The 25,150-nt window shown below is 38.9% G+C and carries 23 protein-coding genes; 7 read left to right on the top strand and 16 right to left on the bottom strand.

Going from position 1 to position 25,150, the window contains the following annotated elements:
- Nucleotides 1-639 precede the first annotated feature (639 nt).
- From KYJ26_RS05045 to KYJ26_RS05035, 3 genes are all read right to left on the bottom strand, one after another.
- Nucleotides 640-2,169, bottom strand: a complete 1,530-nt coding sequence (locus KYJ26_RS05045; RefSeq protein WP_198257858.1) for a multicopper oxidase family protein — start codon at nucleotides 2,167-2,169, stop codon at nucleotides 640-642.
- A gap of 139 nt (nucleotides 2,170-2,308) precedes the next feature.
- Nucleotides 2,309-2,548, bottom strand: a complete 240-nt coding sequence (locus KYJ26_RS05040; protein ID WP_198257859.1) for an SHOCT domain-containing protein — start codon at nucleotides 2,546-2,548, stop codon at nucleotides 2,309-2,311.
- A 134-nt stretch (nucleotides 2,549-2,682) separates the two neighbouring features.
- Entirely contained in the window at nucleotides 2,683-3,285 is a 603-nt protein-coding gene (locus tag KYJ26_RS05035) for a YdhK family protein (protein ID WP_198257860.1), read from the bottom strand.
- A 165-nt stretch (nucleotides 3,286-3,450) separates the two neighbouring features.
- Here KYJ26_RS05035 and KYJ26_RS05030 point away from each other — a divergent pair, with 165 nt between their 5' ends.
- From KYJ26_RS05030 to KYJ26_RS05015, 4 genes are all read left to right on the top strand, one after another.
- A complete protein-coding gene (locus tag KYJ26_RS05030) occupies nucleotides 3,451-4,824 on the top strand; it encodes a sensor histidine kinase (protein ID WP_232353718.1) in 1,374 nt (457 codons plus the stop codon).
- Complete coding sequence (locus KYJ26_RS05025; protein ID WP_198257861.1) at nucleotides 4,824-5,510, top strand: response regulator transcription factor; 687 nt, start codon at nucleotides 4,824-4,826, stop codon at nucleotides 5,508-5,510. The genes KYJ26_RS05030 and KYJ26_RS05025 overlap by 1 nt, the downstream gene beginning before the upstream one ends.
- A gap of 27 nt (nucleotides 5,511-5,537) precedes the next feature.
- Nucleotides 5,538-6,455, top strand: a complete 918-nt coding sequence (locus KYJ26_RS05020; protein WP_198257862.1) for a F510_1955 family glycosylhydrolase — start codon at nucleotides 5,538-5,540, stop codon at nucleotides 6,453-6,455.
- Nucleotides 6,456-6,549: 94 nt separating this feature from the next.
- Nucleotides 6,550-7,215, top strand: coding sequence for an urease accessory protein UreH domain-containing protein (locus tag KYJ26_RS05015; RefSeq protein ID WP_307513623.1), 666 nt, complete (start codon nucleotides 6,550-6,552; stop codon nucleotides 7,213-7,215).
- Between the two features lie 180 nt (nucleotides 7,216-7,395).
- On the opposite strand, the gene KYJ26_RS05010 is transcribed toward KYJ26_RS05015, so the two are convergent.
- On the bottom strand, nucleotides 7,396-9,438 hold the full coding sequence (locus KYJ26_RS05010) for a heavy metal translocating P-type ATPase (protein WP_198257864.1): 2,043 nt from the start codon (nucleotides 9,436-9,438) through the stop codon (nucleotides 7,396-7,398).
- A gap of 266 nt (nucleotides 9,439-9,704) precedes the next feature.
- Nucleotides 9,705-10,529: a prolipoprotein diacylglyceryl transferase gene (gene lgt / locus KYJ26_RS05005; RefSeq protein ID WP_198257865.1), complete on the bottom strand. Its 825-nt coding sequence runs from the start codon at nucleotides 10,527-10,529 to the stop codon at nucleotides 9,705-9,707.
- 171 nt (nucleotides 10,530-10,700) lie between these two features.
- On the opposite strand from lgt, the gene KYJ26_RS05000 reads away from it, so the two are divergent.
- Together KYJ26_RS05000 and KYJ26_RS04995 are read left to right on the top strand one after the other, a co-directional pair.
- Nucleotides 10,701-12,296 (top strand): multicopper oxidase family protein, encoded by a 1,596-nt coding sequence (locus tag KYJ26_RS05000; protein WP_198257866.1) that lies wholly within the window; start codon nucleotides 10,701-10,703, stop codon nucleotides 12,294-12,296.
- A gap of 106 nt (nucleotides 12,297-12,402) precedes the next feature.
- Nucleotides 12,403-12,651, top strand: a complete 249-nt coding sequence (locus KYJ26_RS04995) for a TVP38/TMEM64 family protein (RefSeq protein WP_198257867.1) — start codon at nucleotides 12,403-12,405, stop codon at nucleotides 12,649-12,651.
- Nucleotides 12,652-12,886: 235 nt separating this feature from the next.
- Here KYJ26_RS04995 and KYJ26_RS04990 read toward each other — a convergent pair whose 3' ends face one another.
- The 11 genes from KYJ26_RS04990 to KYJ26_RS04940 form a co-directional block, all read right to left on the bottom strand.
- Nucleotides 12,887-13,744 (bottom strand): hypothetical protein, encoded by an 858-nt coding sequence (locus tag KYJ26_RS04990; RefSeq protein WP_198257868.1) that lies wholly within the window; start codon nucleotides 13,742-13,744, stop codon nucleotides 12,887-12,889.
- A gap of 12 nt (nucleotides 13,745-13,756) precedes the next feature.
- Entirely contained in the window at nucleotides 13,757-16,180 is a 2,424-nt protein-coding gene (locus KYJ26_RS04985; RefSeq protein WP_198257869.1) for a heavy metal translocating P-type ATPase, read from the bottom strand.
- A 79-nt stretch (nucleotides 16,181-16,259) separates the two neighbouring features.
- On the bottom strand, nucleotides 16,260-16,469 hold the full coding sequence (copZ, locus tag KYJ26_RS04980) for a copper chaperone CopZ (RefSeq protein WP_198257870.1): 210 nt from the start codon (nucleotides 16,467-16,469) through the stop codon (nucleotides 16,260-16,262).
- Nucleotides 16,470-16,482: 13 nt separating this feature from the next.
- On the bottom strand, nucleotides 16,483-16,821 hold the full coding sequence (locus tag KYJ26_RS04975) for a metal-sensitive transcriptional regulator (protein ID WP_159362683.1): 339 nt from the start codon (nucleotides 16,819-16,821) through the stop codon (nucleotides 16,483-16,485).
- A gap of 96 nt (nucleotides 16,822-16,917) precedes the next feature.
- Entirely contained in the window at nucleotides 16,918-17,535 is a 618-nt protein-coding gene (locus tag KYJ26_RS04970) for a nitrite/sulfite reductase domain-containing protein (RefSeq protein WP_232353719.1), read from the bottom strand.
- Between the two features lie 21 nt (nucleotides 17,536-17,556).
- Entirely contained in the window at nucleotides 17,557-18,561 is a 1,005-nt protein-coding gene (locus tag KYJ26_RS04965) for an ABC transporter ATP-binding protein (protein WP_198257871.1), read from the bottom strand.
- A complete protein-coding gene (locus KYJ26_RS04960; RefSeq protein ID WP_159362685.1) occupies nucleotides 18,554-19,531 on the bottom strand; it encodes an ABC transporter ATP-binding protein in 978 nt (325 codons plus the stop codon). The genes KYJ26_RS04965 and KYJ26_RS04960 overlap by 8 nt, the downstream gene beginning before the upstream one ends.
- A gap of 3 nt (nucleotides 19,532-19,534) precedes the next feature.
- Nucleotides 19,535-20,392 (bottom strand): ABC transporter permease, encoded by an 858-nt coding sequence (locus tag KYJ26_RS04955; RefSeq protein WP_159362686.1) that lies wholly within the window; start codon nucleotides 20,390-20,392, stop codon nucleotides 19,535-19,537.
- Nucleotides 20,385-21,362: an ABC transporter permease gene (locus tag KYJ26_RS04950; protein WP_159362687.1), complete on the bottom strand. Its 978-nt coding sequence runs from the start codon at nucleotides 21,360-21,362 to the stop codon at nucleotides 20,385-20,387. The genes KYJ26_RS04955 and KYJ26_RS04950 overlap by 8 nt, the downstream gene beginning before the upstream one ends.
- Before the next feature lie 72 nt (nucleotides 21,363-21,434).
- Nucleotides 21,435-23,216: an ABC transporter substrate-binding protein gene (locus tag KYJ26_RS04945; RefSeq protein WP_198257872.1), complete on the bottom strand. Its 1,782-nt coding sequence runs from the start codon at nucleotides 23,214-23,216 to the stop codon at nucleotides 21,435-21,437.
- Between the two features lie 19 nt (nucleotides 23,217-23,235).
- Nucleotides 23,236-23,985 (bottom strand): PIG-L deacetylase family protein, encoded by a 750-nt coding sequence (locus KYJ26_RS04940; RefSeq protein WP_198257873.1) that lies wholly within the window; start codon nucleotides 23,983-23,985, stop codon nucleotides 23,236-23,238.
- Between the two features lie 351 nt (nucleotides 23,986-24,336).
- On the opposite strand from KYJ26_RS04940, the gene KYJ26_RS04935 reads away from it, so the two are divergent.
- A complete protein-coding gene (locus KYJ26_RS04935; RefSeq protein WP_198257874.1) occupies nucleotides 24,337-25,137 on the top strand; it encodes a cupredoxin domain-containing protein in 801 nt (266 codons plus the stop codon).
- The last annotated feature ends 13 nt before the right edge of the window (nucleotides 25,138-25,150 follow it).

The raw sequence follows: 25,150 nt of genomic DNA, 5'->3' as shown, positions 1-25,150 counted from the left end.
CTCATATTATTAAAAAAAATGCAATCCATAACCTAAAAGAGATTATGTATTTCCTCGTCTAGTAACTTCTGTATATAACGTACCATCCAACCCAATTCTTGTAAAGGATATTTTTAATTTTTTTTGATGAATGAATCAATTCTTTTATCAATGTAGTTTTTAACTCTGTTGATGCGGGAGGATTTCTAAGACTTTAGTAATCTGTATTCAAAAGAATATAGGAATTAATCATTTATTTTCTTAATAAAAGCGAACTCTTACTAGAATAAATTCTAAAAGTCATAAGAACAATTGAGCATTTTGAAATTAAAAATTGACCCCGCACGTTACCAAAAAAATTCACAAAGCACACATTTGATTTTTTAATGGGGTTTTTTCGATTTTTTTTCTTAAAACGACTTAAATTGACTTATTTTAACGTATTTAATAACTTCGCTCGCATCCAAAAGGTCAGCGGTTCGATCCTGCTATGCTCCATATACCTAAAACCCTTGATATTCAAGGGTTTTTTTATTCCCTAACGTTTCTCCTTTTTCCTTGTTTATCCCTACACTCTCATTGTGAATTTTTACAGTTGGAGAAATTCCATAGCGTCGAAACACTAAAATTCAACTCTGAGCCCAGTTCTAAATAGATATATTAGTTTGGCTGGTTATCTTTTTCACCGCCTAACTCAAACGGTGAATATACCTCTTCATAATCCACAATTGTCACCATCCCCATATCAGCATGGTTGTTATCGTGGCAGTGGAACAGCCATTCTCCTGCGTTATCCGCCTTGAAGTAGATAACATATTCTTCCCCGGGTTTCACGTGAATTAAGTCTTTCACAATTGGATTTTCAAATTCTTCCCCGTTTTTAGAATTCACCTGGAACCGGTGACCATGCAGGTGCATAGGATGATTCATTCTTCCTGTATTTCTCAGTGTCACCTTTACAATGTCGCCTTCCTTTACCTGAATAGGCGGAGTCTCGGGGAATGTTTTATCATTTATTTGGAAAGACATCCCTTCCCCCATGTTCATTCCCATGCTTAAATCCATGTCGTAATTGACATCTGGATCAGGGGTATCTTCGAATAGGAGTTTTTCACTTCCATATGAAATACCTTTTGCTGTATCCTTTCCGGATGCAAGCACAACTTCTTGATCCGTCGCTTGGTTATTATTCTCTGAAACCACCGGGATCACCATGTCTTCCGCATTTTCTATGTTCTGTTCCTGACCGATGAAAGCAGTCTCCTGGGTTTGTTTCGTAAACTCCACATCGATTCGTTCGCCAGGTGCAATTTCAAGTACATTGGAGGTGTTTGTTTCTGAAACAACCTTTTCTGCATCATTGGCAATCACACGCATAGAACCTTCCGGGAAGACTAACTTATGAACCTGATAACCCGCATTAACGAACCTCAACCTTGCTTTTTCACCTGATTCCATCTTAAGGGGCTCGATGGCGTCCCCTGATTTACCGTTCACGGTAAACGTGTCGTACATTTGTTTCGTATCTGCCTCACCGTCACCGGACATTGCTCCCTGCATCATGCCCCCCATATTGGACATATCTCTTTTATCCTGATCTACCGCCCACTCATCAAGAATGAAAAACTCATCCTTTTCATATTCTTTTTCCTTTTCTTCAATAACAAGTGAGCCATAGAGGCCTTTATCCACCTGTTCTGAGCTTTGTTGATGAGAGTGATACCAATAGGTGCCTGCGTCGTTTGCTACAAATTCATATGTAAAGCTTTCCCCAGGCTGCACCGCATCCTGAGTAAGTCCAGGAATTCCGTCCATTTTATTCGGTAATAGGACCCCATGCCAATGAATCGTGACCGGAACGTTGAGTTCGTTCTTTAGATTTACTTTTACAAAGTCCCCTTCTTTAACCCGAATCGGTTCTCCTGGAACTGTACCGTTATAGGTCCACGCGTTTACAATCTTTCCTTCACTGATTTCCCACTCTTTTTCCTGAGCGGTTAAATTGAATGACACTACATTTCGTTCACCCTGTTCTTGTGCCCCTACCTCTAAAATACTCTTTTCTCCGTTTTTCACTCCTTCTGGTAAAGTCATGTCTCTACTTTTATTCCATGGAGAATTGAGATATAGCAGCACACCCATGACTACAAGTATTGTTATAAGTATCGATCCTATTATTTTCCTGTTCATCGTTGCGTCTCCTTAAACCATTTTTTGAATCACTACCACGGTACCCATCTCTAATCCAGAATCTTTGCAAGTAAAACCGAAACGAAGACTGCGCCATTTACGGCGCAGTTGGTGAACACGAAATAGAAACCTCTCAAATCTATTGTTCCAGTTTTCTCTTAAGCCGATCGTATTCCTCTTCAGTAATTTCACCTTTTGCCAGCCTCTCCTTTAATCGATCCAATGCTTGGTTGTTCATGTTTTGAGTTGGAGGACTGGCTTCTCCTTTTGGATTTGACCTCATCATCCAAATGAATACGCCAACAATGGCAATGATGAGAAGAATAAATAGAAGTCCGCTTCCAAAAAATCCGCCGCCCATACCTCCACCGTTCATCATAAAATCATCTCCTTATTACTTTTATACCCACTACCGTATTCTGCAAACTAGAAATTATCCATGTTTAATTGAATTTCGTAATAGTTTACAAAAAAGAGCTTATTCTCAATGTACGGATAAGCTCTTTTCTTTTATCATTGTTCTTTGGATGACAGCTCACTTTCCGTAACCCATTTATGATTTTTCACTTCTTCTCCACCATCGGTTGGGGTGTAATCGACCATATAGACGGTTGATTCTTCAGCTGAATCAATCGTGGCTTTAGCTCCATCCATTCCTTCCATATGGTCGGCATTTAATACGACCTCATCTCCCTGCTTATATGGTTCTTCCCTTGGATTCTCCAGTTCTTCATGGATGACCCACTTGTGGTTATTAACTTTTTCACCGCCGTTTGCAGGCGTATAAGTAACAGTGTATACCACAGTGTCATAAGCACCTTGGATAGTCGCTTCTGCACCTTTCATCCCAGGCATATGATCCGTCTCGAGAATAGCCTTGCTTCCTACTGCATATTTAGGGTTTTCTGCTTCTTTCAAGCCTTCTGGAACTTCACCCGTACCAGAATGATTCATTTCACCATGGTCCATATCATCCATTTCTTCTTTTTCTTCCATTTTCTCTTGATCACTTTGGTTTTCGTTGTTTTCTGTATTTTCCCCGTTGTTGCTGGAACAAGCTCCCAACATAAGAATAGATAATGTTACTAGAAGTAACGCAAATCTTTTGATTTTCATGGTGACTCCTCCTTAATTACGTTTCATTAAAATTCTACCCTGGAGATATGCAAAATATATGTAGAAACAAAAACTATTTATAAAATTGAGTTACCTGTACTAACTGCACACTTTCTTCAAAATTAAAATGTAAACTTATTAATAGTTCAGAATTGAGGGTTGATAATGAAGATATCTACCAAGTTAACGGTATATTTCACGATTGCAGTATTTATTTTGGTTGTTTTCATCTTGATTTTTCTCCACGAAAGTATCGTGAACAGTAGGATAGATGAAGAAATAAATTCCATTCAATCCAGAGGTGAAAGTCATCGCGACATATTAGAGGATAACTACACTCAGCAAACCCTGCAGCATATAGCCCTGATGGAATCAAGAACAAGTGCAATCGTTGTTGTTACTGACAAACAAAAAAACATGATTATTGCTTCGGACAAGGTTTCAGCTGAAATGGAAGGGGTTATAGAGAAAGCTGTTGTAGCTTCCTATCCCAATAGCAACATGCTAAAAAAAGACTACCGTAATGACGATTACATCGTATCTGTGTCTTCTTTTCGTGCAAGTTCTCAGGAAGGCTATATCTTTATGTTCAAACCTACTGGCCCTTTAAGAAAGCTAATCAAGGAACTAAATTCTCACTTTCTAATTGCAGGCTGGCTGAGTTTAGCACTAATGATTATTATTCACTTTATTCTTTCCAAGATTTTAACCCGGCCACTAATTAAAATGAAGGCTGCAACCGAGAGTATCAATAGAGGAGATTATGATGTCATGCTTCCTCAAGCAGGAAATGATGAAATTGGCCAATTGTCACAAGCCATACAAAAGTTGTCTGATGATTTAAAGACAATAAAAGCAGAGAGAGCTGAATTTCTAGCAAGTATCTCTCATGAACTTAGAACTCCTCTAACGTACGTACAAGGCTACACTACTATTGCAAAGAGAATAGAAATCGGGGAGCAGGAGCGAAAAGAATATCTTCATATTATCGAGGAGGAGACCGGTACCATTGTCCAGCTAGTGGAAAATCTATTTGAACTTGCAAAGCTTGATGAAAATACCTTTACTATTTACAAGGAAGCATTAGAAATTGGCCCTTTTTTAAATAGATTATATACAAAGGTAAAGCCGGCCTTTATTAATCAAAGTATTCAATTACATTTTTATTGTACAGTCGATATGGTCATCCACGCAGACCCGATAAGGTTGGAACAAATTTTCTTGAATCTGCTGGATAACGCTAAGAAGTATTCAAAAAAAGGTACGACGGTTACTCTTACTGTCACCTCTGACTCGACGAATGCTATCTTCACGCTTGAAGATGAAGGAATCGGTATCCCTGAAGATGAAATTCCTAAAATTTTCACCCGCTTATATCGCGTTGAAAAGTCTCGTTCAAGAGAACATGGGGGATCAGGGCTTGGACTATCAATTGTAAAAGAGCTGGTCGAAGCACACAGGGGTGATATTCAACTGAAGAGTACAATCGGAAAAGGAACGATTATACAGCTGATTATTCCTATCAAGGAGGGCTCTTAATGAAAAACATTCTTATTGTAGATGATGAGGCGAGAATGCTGAATCTCATTGAACTTTTTCTCAAACCGCATGGGTACTCATGTCTTAAAACTAACAACGGTCATGAAGCCATCCAGCACTTAAAGAAGGGAGAATTTGATTTACTGCTGCTTGATATCATGATGCCCGAGATGTCCGGGTGGGAAGTATGTGAAAAGATCAGGACATTTTCGTCAATCCCCATTATCATGCTTACTGCAAGGGACACAAAAGCCGATCTTATCAGGGGCCTAGAACTCGGAGCTGACGATTATCTCACAAAACCATTTGACGAAGAAGTGCTCCTGGCCAAAATTAAAGCAGCATTGAGAAGGCACAAAAATGAATTTCCAACATCTAATTCACACCTCTTAACCAGAGGGGGATTTAGTTTAAATTATCAGTCATTCACGCTGAATTATAATGAAAAACAAATATCACTTACTTTAAAGGAATTTAAATTACTGGAAGCTTTAATGAAAAAGCCGGAACAAGTGTATACAAGGCAGCAGCTTCTATTGATGGTATGGGATAATCATGCGGCAACTGAAATCCGCACGGTAGATTCTCATATCCGGAATCTTCGTGACAAGTTAAAATCCGCTCACTTTCCAATTGAAAATCACTTGACCACCATTTGGGGATTTGGTTATCAGTGGAAAGTATAAATAAACAAGAAGGCAGGAGAAAATTATATGAAACTTAATAAAGCAATTGGTATATTAATTGGATCTGGATTACTAATAACCGGATGTTCCTCCACAGCACAAGAATATAAGTTCGTAAGTCCAGAATCAGAAAATGTCGAACACCTACATGGTGCAGGATATCCAAATAATGACGATGTTTTTTTTATAGCCACTCACAACGGACTCTATAAATATGATGAGAACAAATGGACAGAGGCTAATCGCAATAAACATGATTACATGGGATTCTCTCCATATAAAGGCGGGTTTTATTCCAGCGGGCATCCTGAGAATGGTTCTGACTTGAAGAACCCATTGGGAATCATTAAGAGTACTGATCAAGGGAAATCTATAGACAAGCTGGCATTCTATGGGGAAACTGACTTTCATTATCTTTCTGCAGGATATGAATCCGGTCAGTTGTTTGTCATAAACCAAGAACCTAATTCTACATTGGAAACAGGCCTTTATTCTTCAAGCGATGAAGGGAAAAACTGGAACAAGAGAAAAATGTCAGGAATCGATCCTGCTAAGTTAATTGGACTTGCCGCCCACCCTGATAAAAAAAATCTGTTGGCTATAAATAGTCAGGAAGGGATCTTTTTCTCTGAAGACGGGGGTGATACCTTTTCACCAATAAGGCAAGGAACACCGGTTACTAGTGTATTATTAAACGATAAAACCGGGGTATATTCGAGTTTAGGAGAAGATAGTATCAGATTGATTCAATTTAACTTGGAATCACTTGAAGAAGTAGAATTACCGTTACCTTCAATAAATAACGATAATCCTATCATGTTCATAGCACAAAATCCAAAGAATCAGTCAGAAATGACGATAGTAACATACAAAAATGATATCTACCGTACGTCTGACGACGGCAAGAACTGGACTGAAATTATGGACAGTGGAAAACCTGAGTGAAAATAATGAGTAAGGTTGTGTAAGTATGTATGAAATATTAACTAGAATCAGTAATACATTAAGTCTCCCGTTTTATAATATGGTGGACAGTTTAATGGATTTTCCTATTTTAGTTGCATTAATCTTAGGTTTAATCGGTTCACTCGCGCCCTGTCAGCTCACTACAAATATCAGCGCTATTACGATTTATGGAACCAGCAGTATCCAGTCTAAAATGAAGTGGACAGAAGTACTTTTTTTCATAGCCGGAAAAGTCATTGCATTCTCTTTGCTTGGTCTATTATTTTGGTGGATTGGAAATGATTTCAGATCTAATAGCACTATTTTTTTCTCTGCATTCCGGAAGGTTATAGGTCCCATGATTATTTTTATTGGTTTATTTTTATTAGGCTTCTTCAAGTTGCGTTTCATTAATAAACTATCAAGTTGGATTCCAATTACATTTAAAGAGGGGAAATGGGGATCGCTTTGGATGGGAATCAGTTTTTCAGTTGCTTTTTGTCCAACTATGTTTATTTTATTCTTTGTAACCCTAATGCCAGTTGCCATTTCTTCTCCTTCAGGCTTTATACTACCGTCATTGTTTGGAATCGCTACATCTATTCCACTTTTAATTATTCTATTCATGATTAGCTTTTTGGAACTTGATGGATCGTTGATTAAGAAAAGCAGAAAGGTAGGTTCCTTGGTTCAGAAGTTTTCTGGGGTAGCCTTAGTTATCCTTGGAGTTTTTGATACGCTCACGTATTGGAGTTTGTAAACCAACAATTAAAAAGAAATTCTCATGAGAAAGTATATGATATATGTAAATTTCATTTTCAAATGCATATATAGTAAAAGAGCATCGAAAGAGATGCTCTTTTACTATATTGTGATCTATGCTGTTAAATTTCTTAGAGTGTTCCTCAAGTGAGTCACCTGCGCGTTACTCAAAAAAACCTTAAACTTTCAATAAACGTGCATTAATAGCTACTATCACGGTACTGAGTGACATTAGTACCGCTCCAATTGCCGGACTCAGTACAATTCCTGCATTGTACAGTACTCCAGCTGCCAGCGGAATGGCTACAATGTTATAGCCGGCAGCCCACCATAAGTTTTGAATCATCTTCCGATACGTTGCTTTCGATAATGAAATAATGGACACAACATCATTCGGATTACTCTTTACCAAAATAACATCCGCTGTTTCCATTGCCACATCAGTACCTGCTCCCACCGCTATACCAAGGTCGGCGTTTGCAAGAGCCGGTGCATCATTTACACCGTCACCTGTCATTGCTACTCTCAGACCTTCTTTTTTCACCTCCTTGATCTTATCAGCTTTTTGGTGAGGCAACACTTCTGCATAAACCTCATCAAGATCTAAGCTATTCGCCACCCAGTTGGCCACCTGCTTGTTGTCTCCTGTCAGCATCATTGCACGGATGTTAAGTTCTTTTAACCGTTTCATGGCTTCCTTCGAGCTGTCCCTCACCTTATCCGCCAGAGCAATCATGGCAGTTAATTCTCCCTCAACAAGTACAAACACTACAGTTTTCCCTTCACCGGATAGTTTTTCATAAATATCTTTATCATAGGAAATCTTCTCTTCAGCCATATAACCAGGACTGACCACCATTACGCTCTTGCCATTAATGGTCCCTTTAAGGCCCTTACCTGTAATGGATTGGAAGTTTTCCGGTTCTGATAACTTAATTGAACGTTTTTCAGCTTCCTCGAAAATTCCTCTTGCAATTGGGTGCTCTGACTGGGCTTCCAATGAGGCAGCGAGCCTTATAACTTCTTCTTCCGAACTTTCAACCAATTGTATATCAGTGATACCAAACTTACCTTCTGTCAACGTTCCAGTTTTGTCGAATACAATTGCATCAAGGATTCTTGCCCCTTCAAAGCTAGCACGATCTCGAATTAACAGCCCCCTCTTCGCAGCAATAGCCGTCGATCTTGCGACTACGAGTGGAGCAGCCAGCCCCAATGCGTGCGGACAGGCAATAACCATGACTGTTACCATTCTTTCCAATGCGTAAACAAAACTTTCCCCTATTAACAGCCACACTGCCATTGTAATGATGCCCGCTAAAAGAGCTATATAAAACAACCATTTAGCTGCACGGTTTGATAAGTCTTGTGTTCTTGACTTTGATTCCTGTGCTTCTTTCACCATCGTCACGACCTGTGAGAGATAACTGTCTTCCCCTGTTTTCTCCACTGAAACTGTCAAAGAGCCTTCACCATTGATTGAACCGCCAATGACTTGATCTTCCTTGAATTTTTCAACAGGCACTGATTCCCCTGTTAACATTGACTCATCAAGTGTGGATTCTCCTTTAATGATCGTTCCATCGACCGGTACTTTTTCCCCTGGCTTAATCAGAACCTTGTTCCCCTGTTTCAATTCTGAAGTCGGAACATCTTTTACATTTCCTTCTTCATCGACGAGGTGAGCCTCTGACGGCATTAACTTCACTAACTCCTCCAATGCACGTGAAGCACCCATGACCGATTTCATTTCAATCCAGTGGCCAAGGAGCATGATGTCAATCAACGTTGCCAACTCCCAGAAGAAGTTTTTTCCGGAAAGACCAAATACCGTAAGCGAACTATAGACATAGGCTACGGTTATGGCCAAAGCAATCAGTGTCATCATTCCCGGTTCTTTTCGCTTTAACTCTTTCCAGGACCCTTCAAGAAATGGCCATCCACCATAAAAGAATATAAACGTAGCAAGACCGAATAAAATATACATATCGCCAGTAAATCTTAAATCTATCCCTAAGAATTCCTGAATCATAGGTGAGAAAATCAGTATAGGAATAGTGATGATGAGCGAAATATAGAACCTTCGTTTAAAGTCATCAACCATATGGGCATGATGAGAAGCATGATCTTCCTGCTCCCCGTGTACATGTTCACTTTTCATCCCTGGTTCTCCGTGAGACTCTCGGTGCTGATGATGATCATGTGAATTTTGATGATTCATCCAAATATTCCTCCTTCATAAACAATCTTTCAATTAGTAATGCCCCAAAAATATGCAGAATTCATGAAAATCCATACCTTTACTATTAACAAAAAAGCATAACAGTCAAATTGCATGACTGTTATGCTTCATAATAAGTTTAATAATTGTAATTATGCTGCCATTGGTATGCACCTGATACTGACTGCATACTTTAGCATTTTCACTTTCAGAAGCACGTGCATCACAAAATTTCAATGCTGCACATCCGTTGAACATGCAAATCATTAGTGCCTCCGGTAGTTGTGAAGATAGGATTCAAGTCTATACTTCTTTCTACGGTAATTCATCAGAAAAATAGCTATGCCAATAATGAGCAACGAAATCAATTGAGCGACTCGAATACTGTCTGTAAGCATTAGACTGTCTGTCCTCATTCCTTCAACAAAAAATCTGCCCGTGGAATACCAAATCAGGTAAGTGAGGAACACATCTCCCTGCTTTAATTTTGTGAACTTTCTTCTAATAGTGATCAATACAACAAAACCCAACAAATTCCACATTGATTCATAAAGAAATGTCGGATGATAATAATTACCCTCGATGAACATCTGATCGACTATAAAGTCAGGCAGGAACATTGATTCTAGAAACTCCCTGCTCACTTGAGTTCCATGAGCCTCCTGATTGATGAAATTACCCCACCGTCCAATAGATTGAGCCAAGATCAAACTCGGTGCAGCAATATCGGCGACTTTCCAAAAAGATATGCCTTTTTTATAACAGTAAATAATTGTGGTTAATACCGCCCCAATCAACGCACCATGAATGGCTATTCCGCCTTCCCAGACAGCAATAATATTCAATGGATTTTCTTTATAGTATTCCCATTCAAAACTAACATAATAGATTCTTGCAAAAAGAATGGAAGTAGGAATAGCCCAAATCAAAAGATCCGGAAATACGTCTTGGTCCAGACCTGTCTTTCTGGACTCTTTAGTAACCAGCAAGAACCCTATCAGTATACCTAACCCTATAATTACTCCGTACCAGTAAACAGTAAAGGGTCCAACTTCTATTGCTATACGGTCTATCGTGTTTATGTCCTCCACTGTAAAACATACCTCCTTTTAATAGGATAGTTTATCTGATAAATAAGGAGAAAATATGAAATGAGACACTTTTTTATATAATTGTGAACTTTTTTTAACATACATCTAATTTCATAAGTTTTGCATTTATTTTCATTAACCTAAAGTTATAACTTTTATGGAGGTAACGAGATGAAAAGGTTAATTTTATTTAGTTTTTTCCTATTTTTCACAATCGTGTTAGCTGCCTGCTCTTCACAAGAAAACGACTTGGGCAGTATGGACCATAGTGGTTCCAATGATAACGCCAAACAAAGTTCAACAAATTCTGACGATCAATCAGATGGAGTAAAAACAGTCGATACAGAAACATTGACAGGTAACGAATTTACAATCACTGCAAAAGAAGGAATCCATCAACTAACTCCTACAACCAGCGTTAACGCATTAACCTTTAACGGATCAGTTCCAGGTTCACAACTTCGAGTCAAACAAGGGGAAAAAGTAAAAATTAATTTAAAGAATGAATTAAATGTCCCAGTTACTATTCACTGGCATGGAATTACTGTTCCTAATGACATGGATGGTATCCCAGGGGTTACTCAGAATGCCGTTCAACCCGGAGAAACTTTCCAATATGAATTCACTCCTGAAGATGCAGGTACCTATATGTACCATACTCATCAAAATGCAGTCGAACAAATGGATAAAGGGCTATATGGATCTTTAATTGTCGAGCCAAAGGAAGTCAGCTATGACAGAGATTATACGCTCATGCTCGATGAATGGATAAGCGAAGAAAAGAACTCGGGTATGGATGAGATGGAAGGCATGGACCATGAAAAAATGAATTCAGAAGGGAGTCAGAACGAAGACTCTGAAAAAATGGAGAACGATGAGGGAAATTCTATGGGTCATGATATGAGTGAGTACGATGTATTCTCCATAAACGGTAAAAGTGGGGAAGCAATAGAACCATTCAAAGTCAAGGAAGGAGAAAAGGTTCGACTTCGCCTTGTGAACGTTGGCTTTATGTCCCACAAGATACATTTACATGGACATGATTATAAAGTAGTCGCAATTGACGGTCAGGAAATAACGAATCCACAGAAACTTAAAGACGAAGTTGTCTCCATCGCTCCAGGTGAACGCTATGATATCGAATTCACTGCAGACAATCCTGGTGAGTGGTTCCTCGAATGTCATGGTGAAATGGAAGGCACAAAAGGAATGAAGACTCTAATAAAATATGAAGGTGCAGAGACCAGCGTAGATAAGTCAAATCAAGCTCAAAAATTGCCGGAATTTAACTTTACATCGTACGGGGAACCTGAGGAGACTAAGTTCAGCCTTGATCAACAATATGATGTCGAATATACAATGGATTTGAATACCGCAATGAACCACGAAGGAATGGCCTATACAATCAATGATAAAACATTTCCTAATACAGAAAATATCAAGGTAAATGAAAACGACCTTGTAAAAGTTACATTGACGAACAATTCGAAAAGTGATGACCACCCCATGCATCTACACGGACACTTTTTTCAAGTATTGAGTAAAAACGGTAAACCAATAGAAGGTTCACCCATTTGGAAAGATACAATAAATTTAAAGCCCGGAGATGAATACGTAGTGGCATTTAAGGCAGATAACCCCGGAAACTGGCTATTCCATTGTCACGATCTTCATCATGCAAGTGCTGGAATGGTCAATATGGTGAAATACAAAGGTTTCACACCAAATTTTACTCCAGACCCTGAAGCAAATAACCAGCCGGAATGATAAGTGTGCTTACTGATAAATATATAAAGCCCTGTAGTATTCTTTAATAACCTACAGGGCTTTATATCATATTTGCCAGTACAATACTAATGAATGGATATTCCTGTTGTTTGCATTTAGAATTGTACCATTTATTCCTTCGAGTGTGGTAACCGTGGCTGCAGCTTTCAGCAACACTCACATTGTGGCGTTTTCGATAATCAGCACCATTGGGAAAATTCCAGCTCTTTTAATGGAAGCAATGATTGTTGTGAATGTAATTAAAGCATCGCAGGGAAGTTTGATTTTAATGGTGGCTACTACAGTAATGGTCCTGGGCTATTTGAATTTCAAGATGAAAAGAATAAAAAAATAAGATTCACACAGGATTGATACTACGATTCCTGTTTCCAGTCCAATCAGAGTTATATTCATTTTGGTGTTTTAAAAAAGTTGGTAAAACACCTATAATACTGATAAAAACATTGATTGCAATACTGAATACAGCAGTAAAGAGTTTATTGTCCTTAATATTTTGTCTATGATGTCATTACAAAGATACGTAAACCAATCCATCTTAACTTCATTCCTTCTTAATTTTTGGAGGTTCCTCAGTTCACATTCACTACATACGGAAACACGAATACTTCCCCGTCAAATTTAAATTCTGCCCAAACTTTATAAAGTCCTGGTTCAGCAAAACTTGTTGCAAAGATAGGATCTTCGCCTTCTAATGGATGAACATGAAGATATTCCTCGGCATGTGCATCCAAGATAACCACATGGCCAAGGGCTCCCAAGTATTGCTCGGGTACTTCCCCGTTCAAATCAAAGTGCAACTCCACTTCCTCACCGCTTTTCAGGGTACTGGGGTTTATTGTTACTTGATGAGAACCGCTTTCCACAGAAAGCTTTTCACTTTCAATCAATTTAGCGTGATGGCTATCTGCATCTTGCTCACCTATGTTAAAAGAAATGGCTTCAACATGATAACTCTTGTTGGTTGGCTTGATATCGACAAATGCTTTATAGCTTCCATCTACTAAATCGTGGTTTACCTTGAATGTTCCTTCTGAAGTTTTTTCTGGATGCAAGTGTTTGTATTTTTCCATATCAGATCCTACAATAATTAGATGAAGTAATTTTTCGTGATTGATATCTAATTCGTCTACAGGATTGCCATCTGTATCTTTCACCATGATGGAGATTGAATTATTTTCTGCAACTACATCGACATTGACTTCGCTTCCCTCCACACCTTCACCGTGTTCGTCATGGCTGTCTGATTCAGTTGATGTTTCTTCATGTTCACCGTGAGTATCGGCAGGTTCAGCGGTTTCATGGCTATTATGGCTTTCAGATTTTTCGTTTGAAGCCTTTTCATCCGACTGAAACACTTGTGAATACACAGTATAACCTCCAACTATTAGCAATAGATATACAAGTGCAGATACAGCCCACTTTTTCATCTTCTATCCCTCCTATAATTTCACTCTTTGTAAACGTAAAGCATTAAGTACAACTGAAACTGAACTGAAGGCCATCGCCGCTCCAGCAAGCCAGGGAGCGAGAAAGCCGAGGGCTGCAATAGGTATTCCCAATGTGTTATAAGCGAACGCCCAGAAAAGGTTTTGTTTAATATTTATAATTGTTTTTTGGCTCATTCTAATGGCATCTGTGATACTATTTAAATCACCACGTATTAGTGTGATATCAGCTGCTTCCATCGCTACATCTGTACCTGTTCCGATTGCCATTCCGATATCAGCTACAGCAAGGGCCGGGGCATCATTGATCCCATCTCCTACCATAGCTACCTTCTTCCCTTTCTTTTGTAGCTTTATGACCTCTTCTGCCTTCCCTTCAGGCAATACTTCCGCAATGACTTGACTGATACCCGCTTCCTTGGCAATAGCATTCGCAGTTTGCCGGTTGTCTCCAGTCATCATAATGACTTCTAACCCCATATCTTTTAATCGTTCAATAGCTTCTTTAGATGTATTCTTAATGGTATCTGCCACTGCAACTAATCCAGCATATTGACCATTGATGGCAACGAGCATAGCAGTTTTTCCTGCTTGCTCAAGCTGATTTTTGATCTGCAACACCTTTCCTCCAATTGACACTCCTTCTTTGTTCATTAATTTAATCGTGCCAATGAGAACATTGTTAGAATCAACCTTGGCTATCACACCAAACCCAGGAACCGCTTCAAACTCAACGTTTGCATCAAGATTAATCCCTTTTCCCCTTATTCCTTCGACAATGGATATAGCCAAAGGATGTTCAGATAGTTTCTCTGCCGCTCCTACTAAGGTTAGGAATTCAGTTTCGTCAATATCTTGATGAGTGATCACATCTGTCAGAACAGGGTTTCCGTTGGTAACCGTTCCCGTTTTATCTAAAACTACTGTTGAAATTCTATAAGTCGTCTCAAGATGCTCTCCGCCCTTAAATAAGATGCCGTGCTCTGCTGCACGTCCAGACCCAGCCATGATTGATGTAGGAGTAGCTAATCCCAATGCACATGGACAAGCAATAACAAGAACAGCAATCATTTTTTCTAAAGATTCAGCAAAGTTACCAGGTGTAGCCCATATATACCAGGTGAAAAACGTAATAATCGCTATCACCACTACCACAGGTACGAAAACCCCGGATATTTTATCGGCAAGACGTTGTATAGGAGCTTTAGATCCTTGTGCTTGCTCCACAACTTTAATAATTTGAGCCAGGGCAGTATCCTTTCCTACTTTTGTAGCCCTCACTTTCAAAAAACCATTCTTATTTAACGTGGAGCCAATAACCTCGTCGCCTTCTGATTTATCTATCGGAACACTTTCCCCAGTCAGCATGGACTCATCAATAGCTGATTTCCCTTCGATGACCACCCCATCGACCGGGATCTTTTCTCCTGGTTTTATGTAGACGATATCTTCTACAAGAACCTCTTCTAACGGCAACTCGAGCTCTTCTCCTTTACGAAGTACAGTGGCGGTTTTCGCTTGTAAACCCATTAGTTTTTTTATTGCTTCTGAAGATCTGCCTTTGGCCTTCACTTCAAAGAGCTTTCCGAGAATGATCAACGTAATTAATACTGCACTTGTTTCAAAGTATAAACTGACCATATGTTCAGTACTTCCTATCGATTGAATGGATAAGTATATACTATAGAAATAAGCAGCTGAAGTTCCTAGCGCTACCAATACGTCCATGTTTGCACTCTTATTTTTCAATGCTTTATAGGCACCTACATAAAACTGTTTCCCTATTATGAATTGAACAGGCGTCGCTAAAGCAAATTGAACCCAAGGATTCATAAACATTTCCGGTAAATAGATAAAAGAAGTGAACTCAAAATGACTCACCATCGCCCATAATAATGGCATAGAAAGAATGGTAGAGAAAACAAATTTTCCTTTTTGGTTCTCTATTTCTTTCAGTCGATGATCTACTGCAGCTTGTTGATTTGTATCGATGTTCTCTCTAGCTCCATATCCTAGCTTTTCTATTTTTTTCATGAGATCGTTTACTGTGAGAGTGGATGGATTATATTCAACAGTAGCCGTTTCCAAAGCCAAATTAACTGTTGCTTTAAAAACCCCGTCTAATTTATTCAATCCTTTTTCAATTCTTGTTGAACAGGCCGCACAAGTCATACCGGATATACTTATTTCAACTTTCTCTGTTACCAGATCAAACCCCAGATCCTTTATCTTTTCTTGTATTATACTTTCATTCACATTCTTAGAATCAAATGCAACTGTAGCTTTTTCCAATGCCAAATTGACCGTGGCATTCTTAACACCTTCCAGTTTGGTCAGTCCTTTTTCTATTCTTCTAGCACATGCCGCACAAGTCATTCCCGTTATTTGCATATTGAATTCTTTAGAATTATCAGTCATTAGCAGACCTCCTTATACCTATATGGGGTATATTTATTTCCAAAAGAAATCGTGCACATAATGGCACGTTTTCTTTTGTTTATTCCTGAATATCGTATCCTTGATCATCAATAGTTTCTTTGATCGTATCAATAGAAACATTAGAGAATTGATATTCAACGTCGACTGTACCTGAATCAAGATATACTTTCACATGTTGAACTCCATTTAATTTCCCTACACTTTCTTCTATGGCTTTCACACAGTGACCACATGACATACCTTCTACTTGCAGCGTTACTTTTTCCATCTCGACCCTCTCCTTATTTCTTCATTAATTTTTGAATGGTTACCAATACTTCATCAAGTACTTCGTTGTCTCCAGCTTGAATGCGTTCTAAGACACAGGATTTCATGTGACCCTCAAGTAATATTTTCGCTACACTATTTAGTGCAGATTGCGTGGCCGATATTTGTGTTATAACATCATCACAATACGTATCACGTTCTATGAGTCCTTTGATTCCTCTAATTTGACCTTCTATCCTATTCAGTCTTGTTACAAGGTTATTTTTTACTTTATCTGAATGATGGCTCTTTCGATCACCATCCGTTGCACAACAAGAATCCATCTCAATAATATTTTCTGGATTAGATGACATTTCGCAACCCCTTTCAAACGATTTGGTTAAAACAATGAAAGTGCTTTCCATCATATTCAAATTACATGATTTCAAGCTGTATGACAAATATTTAGACTATTTAATCGATTGCTTTATTTCATCAAATCCAATCCTCTTTATGAACTTTGCAACGCCTTCACGTTTTCTTCCCAATTCCTGATACTTGGCAAGAAAACGATCGATATAAAGATAGAGTGCTTCTGGTTCCAAATTCTCGAAAAGCAGAGTACCTGCCTCAGCGTCCTTACCTTTGGATTTCCCTCCTATATATAGATTATATTTATCCCTTATTTTCATAATACCGATATCATTTACTAGAGGCTCTCCACATCCTACGGGACAACCAGTATAAGCCATCTTTACAGTAAAGGGCACTTCTTTTCCCGCAGTTCGCTCATTGATTTCCTTCGCAACAGGCATTCCTTCTTCGAGTTCACCCTTACAAAAATTACAAGTGCGCAGGCTTTTAACCACATTGCCTACCGGGTAACATTTTAACCCAGCTGCTTGAAATTCCTGGATGGTTTCATCCACTTCATCTTCTGATACTTCCAAGTAAATTTGTTGGAACGTGGTTAATTCCAACTCGACATCCCCTATGCGATTCGCAATGACCATTAACTGTTTGGAAGTCAGCTTGGCACCGAATCCAATTCCTCCGTTTACTGCAATTTTAGTTTTCTTCCCTTCCAAAGCTGATTACTCCCTTCTCCACTAAGATGTTTTCTCTAATAACTCCTCATGACAATGACAAGAAACTTCATGATTCTTACCAAGGGTTTCTAGTTGAGGCTCCATATCATGACATTTAGTTTCTTGGTGAGGACATCGGTGAACAAAAGGACAACCTTTCAACTCTTGAGTAGCATCGACTTCTCCGTCCAGGATGATCTGGTCACGATGTTCAATAAAATAATTCAAATCTTTTACCACAGAAACTAATGCTTTAGTGTAGGGATGAGATGGTGATTGGATAATCTTCTTAGTTGGCCCGATTTCCACTACCTTTCCTTGGTACATCACTGCTATCCTGTCGCACATATAGCTTGCAGTCGTTAAATCATGGGTAATGAACATCATTGTCAAGCCCATTTTCTTTCTTAAGTCTAATAATAAATTTAAAATCCCTGCCCTTACAGAAACATCCAACATTGAAGTTGGTTCATCCGCCGCAATAAATAATGGTTTTAAGATCACTGCTCTTGCTATGGCAATCCGTTGTCTCTGACCACCGCTTAATTGATGAGGATACCGATACATAAAATCTTCTGCTGGCCTTAATTCTATTGATTCTATCGCTTCTTTTACTTTCTTTAATTTCTCTGGATGAGATAGGTGCTTTTCATGTGCATTTAATGGCTCCATTAAAATATCTAATATTCGCATCCCTGGGTTTAATGTATCGTAAGGATCCTGAAAAATCATTTGCATCTTTTTCCGTACTTTGTTCGTTTGAGCATCATTTAATTTACATAAGTTTTCTCCGTCGAATTCAATCTTTCCTGCACTTTCTTTCATTAATCTCATTACCATCCTTGCGGTCGTTGTTTTCCCGCATCCACTTTCACCTATGATCCCTAATATTTCCCCGCGCTTTATATCTAAATTAATGTCATTGACAGCATAGACTTCTTTCCTCACCCGCTTAAAAATCGGTCCAGTTTTTTTCACAAATGTTTTCTGTAGGTTTTTGATACTGAATAATACTGTTTTATCCAATTTTATTCTCCCCCTTTTCTTCTAGGAAGCAAGCAGTAAAATGGCCTGGTTTAACTTCTCTTAGTTCAGGAGTGTCTGTTTTACATCTTTCCATTGCAAATGGGCATCTAGTTTCAAACCTGCAGCCTCTGGGAGGGTTCACTAAGTTTGGAACGCTTCCTGGAATGGAGATTACTTCCCTTTCAGGGTTTGCCAGGTCTGGTGTAGCTTTCAAAAGAGCTGAAGAATAAGGGTGTCTTGCATCGTTAATTATATCTTCAGTAGAAGCCCATTCTACAATCTTTCCTGCGTACATGATAACGATTCTGTCACATATTGCTGTTACCATTGGAAGGTCATGGGAAATCAAAATGACAGAAAGATTTAATTTTCTTTGCAAGTCTTTTATCAGGGCAATGACTTGAGCCTGAGTCAAAACATCCAAACCTGTTGTTGATTCGTCAGAAATGACCAGCTTAGGGTTGCATGCAAGCGCCATGGCAATTGCAACACGTTGTTTCATCCCTCCGCTAAACTCATGCGGGTAGCTTTTCCAACGTTCTCCATCTATACCAACCAACTCTAACAATTTTTTGACTCTGATTTCCGCTTCTTTTTTACTTACATCTTCATGTAGGAAGATAGCTTCCATTATTTGTTCTCCCACGGTATAGACTGGATTAAGAGCATTCATCGCGCTTTGAGGAATAACAGAAAGTTCCTTCCACCTTAAATCAGTAAGTTCAGAATCAGAGAGTTTCATAATGTTTTTTCCGTTTAATTGAACTTCTCCAGAAACCACTTTCCCAGGATATTCAATCAAACGTAGAATAGACTGTGCAACTGTCGTTTTTCCGCATCCTGATTCACCGATAATCCCCAGCATTTCTCCTTCTTTTACCGAGAAAGAAACGTTTTCCACTGCTTTTGCTATTCCTTTATCTGTTTTGAAGTAAGTTGACAGATTCTCCACTGTGAGTAAGGAATTCATTTATCACCGCTCCTTTCTTAATCGAGGGTTAAGGATTTCTTCCAAGGAATACCCCGTGAATGCAAACCCTATAACCAGCGTAGTGATCAGAAGCCCAGGAGGAAGTATCCACCATACCCACGCGTCCGTTAAGAAAGCACCTCTTGCTTGTGCATAGTATAAAATGGTGCCCCAGCTCTTTGTAAATGGGTCTCCTAATCCAAGGAAACTCAATGAAGCTTCTATTAATATCGAATGACTTGCTGCCAGTACAAACTGGGACAAAGCAATGGGGATTACCCCTGGTAAGATATGTTTTGTCAGAATGACCCTAATATTGGTACCAATCGATTTGGCGGCCTCCACGTATCCTTTTGTTTTTAACGATAGCACCTGTGATCGTATTACACGGGCCGGACTCGCCCATGAGATCAAACTTATGACCAGGATGATATTCCAAAAGCTTGGCCCGATGAAAGCGGCTAATAATATCATAAGGGGCAGGAATGGAATTACAAGGATCAAATCAACGAACCTCATTAACATCGAATCTATTTTCCCTCCGTAATATCCTGCTATGACTCCTACTAGGCAGCCAATGACAATGGAAATTAAAGCCGCAACAATACCAATTAGCAAGGAGACTCTTGTACCATAAATCAATTCACTGAAGATATCCTGACCTACATCATTAGTTCCGAGAAGAAAGTCACCATTTGGTTTTATAAAGGGGCCTCCCACCCTGACACTCGGATCATAGGGTGCTATAAGAGGTGCCAGCAAGGCGATAAGCAAGAACATCAATAAGATCCCAACACCTAGCATCCCTAAGTTGTTTGATGAGAGAACGGACCAATAATTTTTTAATTTTTGTTTATCCATTATTTTTACCCACTTTCGGGTCCAAGATAGGATAAATCAAATCAGCAAATAAGTTTGCAAGGACCACACTAAAGGTGATAATTAAGAAAGTGGCTTGAATCAAAGGGTAGTCCCTGCTTAGTACAGATTCAAACATCAATCTGCCTACACCAGGATAAGCAAATACCGTTTCGATCACGGTAGCTCCGCCCAGCATAAACCCTAAACTAAGCATAAAGACTGTAGCTACAGGCAATAACGCATTTCTCATGGCATGCTTATATTTAATGACTTTCTCTTTAACCCCTTTTGCTTTTGCCATCATGATATAATCTTCACCCAATACACTTAACATTGAATAGCGCATAATCATAAATGTGCTGGTTACCGAAATCAATACTAGCGTCGTTAAGGGTAATGCTAAGTGCTTCATAATATCGATAAATCGATCAATACCAGTTAGATTTGACCAGGCACTCTCAGCTCCAAACACCGGAAATAATCCAAGCTGAGCAGAAAAAATAGAAACCAGAATCATACCTACCCAAAAGGAGGGCATGGCACTCAGGAACATAAACACCGTGAGCAGGTTAGCATCGGTCTTTGTACCGCGTTTCCAAGCCGAAATTGCCCCGAACATAACTCCGATGACCGTTGAAATTACCAGCCCTAGCCCGGTAAGCAACAATGTCCATGGCAGTCGTTCCATCAAAAGGTCTGAGATAGGTCTTTTTTGCTGATAAGAGAAGCCAAAATTTCCAGTAGCGATGTTCTTAATATACGTTCCATATTGAACAAGAATCGGATCATTCAACCCGTGTTCATCCAATATTGCCTCTTTCTCACTGCTCGACATAAACCCAACATCTTCACCTGCTAGGAAAACCAAGGGATTGCCTGGCATCAAGCGCGGAAGAAGAAAATTCAGCGTGAGCATCAAAAAAATGACGATGGCATATTGTACAAACTTTCCAGCTATGAACTTTCCCAACTGTTACACCTCCACATTAGAATGTGAATCAAGGAGGTCTGATTCAAGTAATCAATCAGACCTCCTTATCACTTAAAAATCAAAATCATCTTTCGGTTTGCTTTTACCTTTTCGTTTAATAAAGTAGAAGCCGATGACCACTATAAGAATAAGCCCTACAAGTATGAATAGGGTGTTAGTAGAACCTCCGCCAGATGTACTTTGGCTGGCTACATCCCCAGTTGCTGTTTCTTTCTGGTCAGACGTTTTGATTTCGGATTTCTCACCTGAAACAAAGGATAGCTTATTAATAATCCCCTTCCCTACTTGGAAAACATATCCGTCGTATACTGATGGGTTATATGCATTAACGATCTCCTGGTAATATAAAGTGATAAAAGGAGAATCTTCTGCAACTAGTGATTGCATTTCCTTAATGACATTCATTCTCTCCTCTTCTTCAAAAGTAGTGGATAATTGTTCAGACAATGCATCAAAGTCGGCATTCTTATAAGCTCCAATGTTAACAGAACCTACTGCAGGGTCGGAGTGGAATAATTCAACCATACGATCAGGGAATAACTGCATCGTGTTAGACCAACCCCACAGACCCATATCATAATCACGGCCCTTTGTCACATCAAAGTCAGGCCACATTAGGGAATCAACAGTTGTTGCATCCATCGCTTTTACCGTATTTTTAATCCCAATCTCGTTTATTGCTTCTGAAACCAGTTCTGCTGTCCGGATTCTAATGGGACTGTTTGCATATACAAGAGTGGTAAGGTCAATCTTCTCTCCTTTTGGGTCTTCTCTAAAACCGTCACCATCAATATCTTTAAAACCGGCTTCTTCAAGGATCTGTTTCGCTTTTTCTTGATCATATACAGGTTTCAATTCTGAATTATGGAATGTGGAAGACGGATGGATAAATCCCGGACTACCCACTTCACCATATCCGAGCAACAATGTATCGACTAGATTCTGCTTATCCACTGCATAATTAACAGCTTGCCTAAAGGCCGATTCTGTCATCGGATACTTCTCCGCATTAATTTGGAAAAGTGTCGTACTGTAACCAGGTCCCCTGGCCACTTTTAATGAACTATTAGATTCAAATTGCTCTACAAGTTCAGGTGATATACTAGAAGAAAGAGCATCGATTTCACCAGCTTGAAGGGCATTCAGCATGGCTGTCGTATCTTCTATAATCGGAAACACGATTTCTTCTATTGGGGGTTCCCCCTGAAAATAATCCTTATTGGCCTTCATCTTGTAATATTGTCCTGACTTATGTTCTTCCAGAATGTATGGACCACTTCCAATAGCATTCGTTTCTTCATCTGGATTGCTTATTTCACTCCAGATATGTTTTGGTAGTATAGGCAAATCTGCAAGTGGTTGAATCATGAAGTTGGGATCTGCTTCTGATAAGGTAAGTGAGATTGTGGTTTCGTCTGATTGATCTATTGAGGCGATGCTCTTAAGAGGATTCGTGAAGCGAGACTTAGGATGATCGATAAAATATTCCATTGTAAATTTAACATCTTCAGTTGTCAAAGGCTTACCATCATGCCATGTGACATTTTCATGTAGTGTAAACTCATAGGTTAGACCGTCTTCACTAACGTTGTACTCTTTGACTAACCAGGGTTGGGGCTGATTGTCTTCATCTAACACAAACAAGTTATCATAAAGAAGGTTCACCAAATCGAGTCCAGGATAACCCGTTACGTAGGTGTAGGGGTTAAGTCCATTTTCATCCTTTGTAATTCCGACTTTTAAGGATTTAGTTTTCTGTTCTGCAAATACAGGGGTGATATTCGAAATAACAAGTAACAGCGAGACTGCAATTAAAAGTAAAGGTTTTTTCATCCTTTTTCCCCTTTTCATATCATTTAATTAATTCCTGCAAATGGAAATTCCCTTCTCTTCTATATGCTTCAGCTAAAGCAAAATGGCCGTGTGTTGCCAATCCATGATAAACATGAACCGCTTTATCCAATGCTTTATGAATGGCTCGTCCTTTTTCATAATTATTAGTTAGTTTAGAAAAACCGGGAGCTATAATTTCTGCAGCTGACGGATCCAGCATTTCATCAAAATGCATACCACTGAATTCCATTTGACTTTCTAAAACACTCATGGCATTTTCTTTCTTTTCCCAAACAGATGAAATGTCTACTACAGTATTAGGGTGATGAGGGGTCATGTAGTAAATGGTTGGTATTGGATGCGGATCTAAACCAGGAAGTTCTTCCAAACCAAAATCTCGACTTGAAAGGGCGATGGATTCGAGCAGTAAAGTCATAGCCGGCCTGCGGTCCGGGTCAAGATCATGGAAGGAATGCTCGGGGTCTTGAGTGATAATAATGTCTGGTTTTACTTCTCTGATGACTTTGATCAACTTGAGCTTTGAATCAATACTTAAATCGACAGTGCCATATTGAAAATTCAAGAAAGAAACATTCACTCCTAATTCTTCACTGGCTTTTCTTACTTGAGGCTGACTGGTCTCACGACAAAGCATAATTGTTGCGTAGGATTCTCCGCCACTAGTTACGTTCTTTGCCAGTGCACCTCCACATTCCACAACTTCCATTCCATAAACTCCAAGAAACAAAATTTTTTGTCCTTTTGCCATTTGTATTCCTCCCTATATAAATTTTAAAAAATACAATACCCCTCTATAGTATATTGGGCTTGTTTTTTAATATACTATACCTTATTTAATATTTTGTAAATACTGAATTTTGAGAAAATTATATTTTTATAGTTCAAATGTTTTAAAAAATTTTGGAATGGCTTGTCTATTCTTCTCATATCATGAAAGCAAACAAAGGAGGAGATAACGATTCAACCATATCAATTATTTATTTCTATCACTCTTTTTCTCTTAGTCTTGGCTTGTATGATTATAGGGAAAATATTAAAAGAACAGTTACATTCCATGTCATACATGATGATTTCCATGTACACAGGGATGAGTTTTGGATTGACGCTTGGAGTAATGTTCGGCTCACTATATCAAGGGGATTTATTCTATTCCACTTTGTTATCTATGGGAATAGGAGGTATTGCCGGACTGTTGATAGGAATCATCCATAGTCCTCTATCTTCCATTGAAGGATTAATGGCAGGATTGATGGGTGGTATGATGGGCGCAATGTTAGGAGAAATGATTTCTTTTAAAGAATCTATTATGATTTTAAAAATTTTGTCAGGACTTTCATTATGCTCTATATTTCTATTTTTTATTTTTCCGCGAACCAAACCTGAACAAGACTTAATTACAAAGAAATGGCTATTTAAGCCTTTAGCCGTCTTCATCACCATCTTTGCATTTTTCTTTTCAGGTGAACTACTTTTTAAATCTACTGCTTCGCCACATTCAGAATCAACTAAAGAGCAGACGGAGCATCAATCTCACCCTGATCATAACGGTTCAAACCAGACTGGAGATATACACACAATCAACATCATTGCATCCGAAATGCGTTATCTGCCATCCACCGTAACTGTTGTAAAAGACACACCTGCCAGAATTGTGTTACAAAATGATGATCAAGTTGAACACGATATTGAAATTAAAGGAATTACTGCTAATGCGCCTAATTCAAATGGCGGGCATGCCCACCACTCATCAATATCCAATGAATCATTTCATCTTCATGCTCAAGCCAACAGTTCAAATCAACTAGAATTTCTTCCTACCGAAAAAGGAGTTTATGAATTTTTCTGTACCGTCCCTGGTCATAAAGAAAACGGTATGACCGGTACACTGATCGTAAATTAGTATACAAAACAAA

The organism is Rossellomorea orangium, from assembly GCF_019334305.1.
In the GTDB taxonomy this organism is placed as follows: Bacteria; Bacillota; Bacilli; order Bacillales; family Bacillaceae_B; genus Rossellomorea.
The sequence above is the reverse complement of the archived record's forward strand: the minus strand, read 5'-3'. Positions and strand labels throughout refer to the sequence as shown.